Origin of the sequence: Lysobacter sp. Root604, assembly GCF_001427505.1 — a bacterium.
Classification (GTDB): domain Bacteria; phylum Pseudomonadota; class Gammaproteobacteria; order Xanthomonadales; family Xanthomonadaceae; genus Lysobacter.
The window spans coordinates 256635-264672 of record NZ_LMGS01000011.1 but is presented as its reverse complement, the minus strand read 5'-3'; the positions used below and the strand labels follow the sequence as shown (position 1 = coordinate 264672).

At 67.7% G+C, this 8038-nt stretch carries 5 protein-coding genes; 2 read left to right on the top strand and 3 right to left on the bottom strand.

Annotation, left to right across the window (positions count from 1 at the left end; all coding sequences use genetic code 11):
* From ASD69_RS18580 to ASD69_RS18565, 3 genes are all read right to left on the bottom strand, one after another.
* The coding region (locus tag ASD69_RS18580) for a hypothetical protein (RefSeq protein ID WP_157499319.1) at window positions 1-290 on the bottom strand (290 nt) is incomplete at its 3' end.
* A gap of 521 nt (window positions 291-811) precedes the next feature.
* Window positions 812-1444, bottom strand: a complete 633-nt coding sequence (locus ASD69_RS18575) for a hypothetical protein (RefSeq protein WP_235567268.1) — start codon at window positions 1442-1444, stop codon at window positions 812-814.
* Between the two features lie 833 nt (window positions 1445-2277).
* Window positions 2278-3282 (bottom strand): hypothetical protein, encoded by a 1005-nt coding sequence (locus tag ASD69_RS18565; protein ID WP_056181909.1) that lies wholly within the window; start codon window positions 3280-3282, stop codon window positions 2278-2280.
* Window positions 3283-3620: 338 nt separating this feature from the next.
* Here ASD69_RS18565 and ASD69_RS18560 point away from each other — a divergent pair, with 338 nt between their 5' ends.
* The gene (locus ASD69_RS18560; protein ID WP_056181983.1) at window positions 3621-5705 is read left to right on the top strand and encodes a M13-type metalloendopeptidase; all 2085 of its coding nucleotides are present in this window, start codon (window positions 3621-3623) and stop codon (window positions 5703-5705) included.
* 207 nt (window positions 5706-5912) lie between these two features.
* Window positions 5913-7934 carry a M13 family metallopeptidase gene (locus ASD69_RS18555; RefSeq protein ID WP_056181908.1) on the top strand — a complete coding sequence of 674 codons (2022 nt, stop codon included), beginning with the start codon at window positions 5913-5915 and terminating at the stop codon, window positions 7932-7934.
* Window positions 7935-8038 lie beyond the last annotated feature (104 nt).

Below are 8038 nucleotides of genomic sequence, written 5' to 3'. Positions count from 1 at the left end.
GCCGCGATCGCGCCGCCGGCCAGGCGGGTGTCGAACAAGCGGCAGGGCGAGATCGGCACGAACACCAGATCGGTGGCGGCGTCGCCCAGCGCGTTCGGCACGACATCGGCGCCGGCCTTGGCGACCTGCGGGCCGAGCAGCGCCGTGTTCATGGCGTCGAAGCTGGACGCATCGGCGGCGCCTTGCAGCGCGCTCATCGGCGCCTTGGCGAAGACCGGCCCCATTTCCTTGGCCCAGGCGCCGATGTCCTCGCGATAGGCTTCCTGCACGTACGGGCCCCACTTCTTCACGACCTGATAAACGAGCTCGCCACGCGCACCGCGAGGCCCAGGCGCCGATGTCCTCGCGATAGGCTTCCTGCACGTACGGGCCCCACTTCTTCACGACCTGATAAACGAGCTCGCCACGCGCACCGCGACCGGCGGCATCGGCGGGCTGCGACAGCAAAGGCGCAAGCGCGAACAGACCGACGGTCAGAATCAACTTGTTCATATGTATCCCCTCATAGGTTCGACTCGCGGGTCGAGCCCCCCGTGGACTCGATCGCCGACATTCGAAAGGACGAGAACCGCAGGGAAAACAGGACAGACGTCACACTTTCAGCGCCAGGCATCGCGAGAAATGCGGCGAGTCGCGCGGCGTATGTCCATCCGTGGCGACTCGCCCATGCCTGCAAACGTTTGCGGACACGGCTCGCCACGCGCGACATCGGGGTTAACACCCAGACGTCGCCGACAGCCATAAAAGGAAAGGCCCGCACGGAGCGGGCCTTTCACGTATTGCGCTTGCTACGACTTGGCGGCTTGGACCGTCAGCGACCCGGCACCCGGCAGCAGTCGGCGAAGGCGACGACGTTCATCGCCACCGCGCTCTCGTTCGCCCACGAGCAGTAGTGCACCAAGCCGTTCGGGTACGAGCTCACGACGCGGCCGCTGTAGCTGGCCGAATAGCAGTCGCCACCGGTCATGGTGTAACCGACCGGACACGCCGGCGAAGGCGCGTTCAAGGTGCCGCTGGCGGTGAGGTTGTACGAGGTCTGCACTCTGGTGCAATCCAACGCCGTCGCCTGCGGGTTGATGAAGTAGCCGATGATGTCGCCGACCAGATGGGTCTGGGCGAACGAGTACACGCTCAGCTCGTTGGCCGAAGAACCCTGATCGAGCGCGACCGTGGCGAGGTTGCCGCGGATGTCGCCGCCGCCGTAGTTCACCGTCGCCGCCAGCGGCTGGGTGGCACCGAACGGGAAGGCGGTGATGTAGCCGGCGGCCGACGGCGTGACGGTGGTGAAGTTGATCACCGCCGCGGCGAACGAGCCGGCCGCGCCAGCGCCGTTGCAGTTGCTGGCGGCGCCGCCCTGGAAGCTGTAGTCGGCGACCGCGGTGACGTCGAAGCTGCGCACGGTGTTGGCCGCGATCGCGCCGCCGGCCAGGCGGGTGTCGAACAAGCGGCAGGGCGAGATCGGCACGAACACGCCGCGATCGCGCCGCCGGCCAGGCGGGTGTCGAACAAGCGGCAGGGCGAGATCGGCACGAACACCAGATCGGTGGCGGCGTCGCCCAGCGCGTTCGGCGTGATCTCAGGACCGGCCTTGGCGACCTGCGGGCCGAGCAGCGCGGTGTTCATGGCGTCGAAGCTGGACGCGTTGGCGGCGCTTTGCAACGCGCTCATCGGCGCCTTGGCGAAGACCGGCCCCATCTCCTTGGCCCAGGCGCCGATGTCCTCGCGATAGGCTTCCTGCACGTACGGGCCCCACTTCTTCACGACCTGATAAACGAGCTCGCCACGCGCACCGCGNTTCCTTGGCCCAGGCGCCGATGTCCTCGCGATAGGCTTCCTGCACGTACGGGCCCCACTTCTTCACGACCTGATAAACGAGCTCGCCACGCGCACCGCGACCGGCCGCGTCGGCAGGCTGCGACAACAACGGCGCAAGCGCGAACAACCCTGCCGCCAGAATCAACTTCCTCATCCCTGTATCCCCTTTTAGGTTCGAATCGCGGGTCGGGCCCCAATGGACCCGATCGCCGACGCTCCAAGCACAGAGACGGAAACCAGGACAAAAACCGGACACCCATCACAAAGTATTTGCTGCGCCCCGCCCGGATCGAGGCCGTCGCCCGTCGCGACTAGCGGCGTTACGGCACTGGCATGCGGTTATGGCGGTCGTCGCACAAGGCGATGAGACTCCGTGATGGCGCCGGCCCTGACGCGGAAACGCAAAAGGCCCGCATTGCGCGGGCCTTTCACCTGTATCGCGCGATAGCGCGCCCTAAGCGGTCAACGTCCCGGCAGACGGCAGCACTCGGCGTACACGGTCACCTGCATCGCGGTCGGGCTTTCGTTGGTGAAGACGCACTGATGCAACAGGCCATTGGGGTAGGAAGCGACCACGCGGCCGGCGTTACCCGCCGCCTGGCAGTAGCCGCCGGTCTTGGTGTAACCGGCCGGACAGCTGGGCGAGGTGCCGGTGAACGAGGCACTGCCGTTCATGGTGCTGATGGTCTGCACCGTCGTGCATTGCAGGGCGGTGGGGGTGGGGGCGATGAAATAACCGACGATGTCGCCCACCAGATGCGTCTGCGCAAACGAGTACACGCTCATGTCGCTGGACGCGGCGCTGGCGTCCAGCGCGACCATGGCCAGATTGTTGACGATATCGCCGCCGGCATAGTTCACGCTCGACGCCAGTGGTCGCGCGCCTTGATAGGGATAGGCGGTGATGTAGCCCGCCGTGCCGGGCGTGACCACGGTGAAATTGATCATCGCCGCGCCGATCGCGCCGACCGCGCCCACGCCGTTGCAGTTGCTGGCGCTACCGCCCTGGAAACTGTAATCGGTGACCGAAGAGACATCGAAATCGCGCGTGCCGTTGGCCGGGATCGGACCGCCGGCGATACGGGTGTCGAGGATGCGGCAGGGCGCGATCGGCACGAAGGTGAGGTCGGCGCCCAAGCTGCCGATCGCGCTCGGCACGATCTGGCCCTGGGCGGTGGCCTTGCCCAGCAACGCATCGTTCATGGCGTCGAAATCGCGCGCGTCGGCGGCCCGCTGCAGCGCGTTCATCGGCGACTTGGCGAAGATCGGCCCCATCTGGCGCGCCCAGGCGTTCATGTCCGCCCGATAGGCCTCCTGCACGTGCGGGCCCCATTTGCGCACGATCTGATAGACCAGCTGGCCGCGCGGCGAATAACCGCTGGCGTCGGCGCTGCGAACGAGGCCGGAGGCGAGCAGCAAGGGCGCGGCCATGGCCAAGGCGGCCAGGGTGAGCAAGGATTTCTTCATATCGTTCCCTCTGGCGCGGCGCGCAGGAGGAAACCGCCGTGGCTCCCTGCCCGGTGCCGCGGGTTAGTCGGCGTCCGCCGCCAGAGTATGCCGAGAACCACGCAAATGTTATGCCAAAGCTGGCGAAGCGCCCGGCGGGCGGGCCCCTAAACCCGAGTTGCGCGCGCATGGCACGCGCAACGCAGCCGGGCGCGCGGCCCCGCCATGACCTTCGACACCCCCTGGCGAGGCCGAAGGGGTCTATTGTCCTGCCACGCCCCGACCGGGGCGGTAGCCATGCCCTACTCCCAAACGCCGTCAGGCCGGAGCTCGTTGTGACCTTGAAGAAACCCCAAATTCTGCTGTTGACCCTCGCCATCACCACCGCGATGGTCGCCTGCACCAAGAAGGACGAGGCCGCGCCGCCGGCCGCCGACGCCGCCAAGCCGACCGCCGACGCCGGCGCGGTGAAGATCGATGACAGCACGCTGCCGAAGGTCAACCGCTTCCTGGCCAGCGACCTCGACACCAGCAAGGACGCGTGCACCGATTTCGGCGGCTACGTCAACGGCAAGTGGCTGGCCGCCAACGCCATCCCGGGCGACCGCACCTCCTGGGGCGCGTTCGAAATGCTCGACGAGCGCTCCACCGCGGTGCAGAAGCAGCTCGCCGAGAAGGCCGCCGAACTGCCCAACGCCACCGGCGTGGACAAGCTCGTCGGCGATTTCTACGCCAGCGGCATGGATGCGGCCAAGATCAACTCGCAGGGCATCAACCCGATCAAGGGCGACCTCGACGCGATCGCCAAGCTCGAGAACAAGGACCAGATCGCCGACTACCTGCGCTCCAGCGCCGCCAAGGGCCAGAACGTGCTGTTCGGCTTCGGCGCCGAGGCCGACTTCAAGGATTCCAAGAACAACATCGCCTACGCCTCGCAGGGCGGCCTGGGCCTGCCGGATCCGACCTACTACACGGCGGCCGACAAGAAGGAAAAGCTGGACGCCTACGAGAAGCACATCGGCAACGTGCTGCAGCTCAGCGGCGTGGCCGCGGCCGACGCCGCCAAGCAGGCCAAGGACGTGATCGCGTTCGAAACCCGCCTGGCCAAGGTCTCCAAGACCAGCGAACAGCTCTCGCGCGACGCCAGCCTGTACTACAACCCGGTCAGCCTGGCCGATGCCGACAAGCTGACCCCGAACTTCCCCTGGACCAAGTTCTTCGAGTCGCAGGGCGTGCCCGCGCAGAAGATGTTCTCGCTGGCGATGCCGGCGTTCCATCAGGAAGTCAGCAAGATGCTGGCCGACGTGCCGGCCGCGCAGTGGCAGAGCTACCTGCGCTTCCACACCGTCGACAGCGCCTCGCCGTATCTGTCGGACGACTTCGTCAAGGAGAACTTCGAGTTCTACCGCAAGACCCTGCGCGGCCAGACCGAGCTGAAGGAGCGCAGCAAGCGCGTGCTCGACACCGTCGAGGAGCAGGTCGGCGAGGCGCTGGGCCAGATGTACGTCAAGGTCGCCTTCACGCCCGAATCCAAGGCGCGCATGGAGACCCTGGTCAAGAACCTCAGCGAGGCGCTCAAGGTCCGCATCGAGAAGCTGGACTGGATGAGCCCGGAGACCAAGAAGAAGGCGATGGACAAGTGGGCCGCCTTCACGCCCAAGATCGGCTACCCCGACAAGTGGCGCGAGTGGGCCGGCCTGCAGACCAACCGCGACAGCTACTACGGCAACGTGATGGCCGCGACCGAATTCAACTACAAGTGGAACCTGGGCAAGGTCGGCAAGCCGGTCGATCGCACCGAATGGGGCATGCCGCCGCAGATGGTCAACGCCTACTACAACCCGCTGCAGAACGAGATCGTGTTCCCGGCCGCGATTCTGCAGCCGCCGTTCTTCGACCCGAACGCCGACGACGCCACCAACTACGGCGGCATCGGCGCGGTGATCGGCCACGAGATGACCCACGGTTACGACGACCAGGGCAGCCGCTTCGGCGCCACCGGCAACTTCGAGAACTGGTGGCAGCCGGCCGACGCCAAGGGCTTCAGCGGCCGCACCGACAAGCTGATCGCCCAGTTCGACGGCTACGAAGCCGCGCCGGGCGCCAAGGTCAACGGCAAGCTGACCCTGGGCGAGAACATCGCCGACCTGGGCGGCCTGGCCACGGCCTACGACGCGATGGTCAAGGCCACCGCCGGCCAGCCGGACCCGAAGACCGACGGCCTGACCCGCGACCAGCGCTTCTTCCTCAACTGGGCCACCGTGTGGCGCCGCAACTTCAAGCCCGAAGAGCTGAAGGTGCGCCTGGCCACCGATCCGCACGCGCCGGCCAACTTCCGCGCGATCGGCGCGCCGTCGAACCTGCCGGCCTTCGCCGCGGCGTTCTCGTGCAAGCCGGGCCAGCCGATGGTGCGCGAAGGCGACAAGCAGGTCGTGATCTGGTGATGAAACCCGGCGCCGCCGTTCGCGGCGGCGCCGACTAGCGGTTACTTGCCCTCGTCGGCAGGCGCGAAGGCCCGGGTTTCCCGGGCCTTCGCTTTTTGGGCCCCCGATCCGCATCGCCCGGCGCCATCTTGCGCAACCGCGAAACCCGTTCATAGGCAATCGACGGGCGCTTGTTAAACTGGCCCGATCACCAGGACGGAATCCGCGATGACGACCCTACGCCCGCTTAGCTGCGCCCTCGCCCTCAGCCTGATCGCCGGCCTGGCCCTACCGACCGCCGACGCCGCCAAGAAGAAGCGGGCCCCCGCCGCCAAGCCCAAGGCCGCCGCCGTCGCCACCGCCTGCACCGATTTCTACGCCAACGCCAACGCCGACTGGCTGCGCGGCAACCCCCTGCCCTCCGGCGCCGGCACGGTCTCGGCCCTGGAGCAGTTGGACGCGCGCACCCGCCAGCAGACCCTGGACCTGCTCAACGGCGCCATGACCGCGCCGCAGGGCAACGTGCAGAAGCTGCTCGGCGACTTCTGGGCCAGCGGCCTGGACGAAGCCGCGGTGGAGCGCGACGGCGCCCAGCCGATCGCGCCCCTGCTGTCGCGCATCGCCGCGATCAAGAAGGCCAAGGACATCCCGGCCTCGATCGCCGCCCTGCACCAGGTCGGCATCCCGGTCGCGTTCAACTTCGCCGCCGACGTCGATCTGCAGGACCTCAACCGCCATATCGGCTACTTCGGCCAGGGCGGCCTGGGCCTGCCCGATCCGGCCTACTACACCCGCAGCGACGCCGAGACCCGCCAGTTGCTGGGCCACTACAACAACTATGTGCAGAAGATCCTGGCCCTGACCGGTACCCCGCAGGCCCAGCTGTCGGCCGAGTCGCAGCTGGTGATCGATCTGGAAACCCGGATCGCGCGCGCTTCGCAGTCGCTGCCGGAGCTGCGTCAGCTGCGCAGCCACTACGCCCCGGTGCAGGTGGCGGCGCTGGCCAAGCAGTACAAGCGCCTGCAGCTGGGCGACTTCCTCAAGGCCCAGGGCGTCAAGGACGACAGCGTCTCGATCGGCAACGCCAAGCTGTTCGCCGAACTCGACAACTTGGTCGGTACGCTCAAGCCGGAACAGTGGAAGGTCTACCTGCGCTGGCGCGTCGGCGATTCGATGGCGCCCTACCTGGCCAAGCCCTTCCGCGACGCCCAGTACGACTTCCACGGCCGCATCCTGCGCGGCAGCGCGCCGCCGTCGCGCCAGCAGGCCGTGCTGGACGCGATGAATCTCGCCGCCGGCCCGATGATCGGCCGCGAGTACGCCGCCAAGTACCTGCCCGCCGCCACCGACAAGCGCGCCGAGGAAATCGCCTCGCAGGTGCTGGCGACCCTGGGCAAGGCGATCGACGCCGAAACCCGCTACAGCGAAGCGGCCAAGGCCGAGGCGCGCGCCAAGCTGGCCAAGCTCAAGATCGAAGTCGGCACCCCGCGACGCGACCTCGACTACTCGGTGCAGCCGATGGGCCGCGGCAGCTTCGGCAGCAACATGCTGATCGCCTCGACCTGGCGCCACCGCGAGGAAATGAAGCGCATCGGTCGCGGCAACGCCGACCGCCGCTGGGACGTGCTGCCGCAGGATCCGGCCCTGGCCTACGACATCGCCCAGAACCGCCTGATCGTCACCGCCGCGGTGCTGCAGGCGCCGGTGCTGGACATGAGCAAGGACGCCGCCTCGCAGTACGGCTCCTTCGGCGCCCTGGTCGGCCACGAACTCAGCCACGGCTTCGACAGCCGCGGCCGCCTGGTCAACGCCAATCAGGAATTGCGCGACTGGTGGACCCCCACCGAAACCGCGGCCTGGGAAGCGCTGGGCAACCGCGTCGCCGCCCAGTACGGCGCCTACGAATACCCCGGCCTGAAGGGCGTCAAGGTCAACGGCCAGCAGACCCGCGACGAGAACATCGCCGACATCGCCGGCGTCGAACTGGCCTGGAAGACCTTCCGTAGCGAAGTGCCCAGCCCGTCCAAGGACGCCGATCAGGCCTTCTACCGCGCCTGGGCCGGGCTGTGGGCGCAGCAGGCCAGCACCGAGGTCGCGACCCAGCGCGCGTCCACCAGCGTGCATGCGCCGGGCCAGTGGCGCACCAACGGCCCGTTGTTCAACCAGCCCAGCTTCGGCGAGGCCTACACCTGCAAGGCCGGCCAGCCGATGCAGGCCAAGCCGGAACAGCGCATCACGATTTTCCCGTGATCGCTGGCGGCGACGCGCGGCCCGAGCGGCCGCGTGTCGCCGACGATCGCAGCGGGCGCCTCCAACCAGCGCCGCAAGCGCGCCCGTTGATTTAGGCTAGAGGA

Coding starts and splice junctions, on each gene's coding strand:
- ASD69_RS18565 (WP_056181909.1), bottom strand. CDS start 3,282: ATGAAGAAATCCTTGCTCACCCTGGCCGCCTTGGCCATGGCCGCGCCC.
- ASD69_RS18555 (WP_056181908.1), top strand. CDS start 5,913: ATGACGACCCTACGCCCGCTTAGCTGCGCCCTCGCCCTCAGCCTGATC.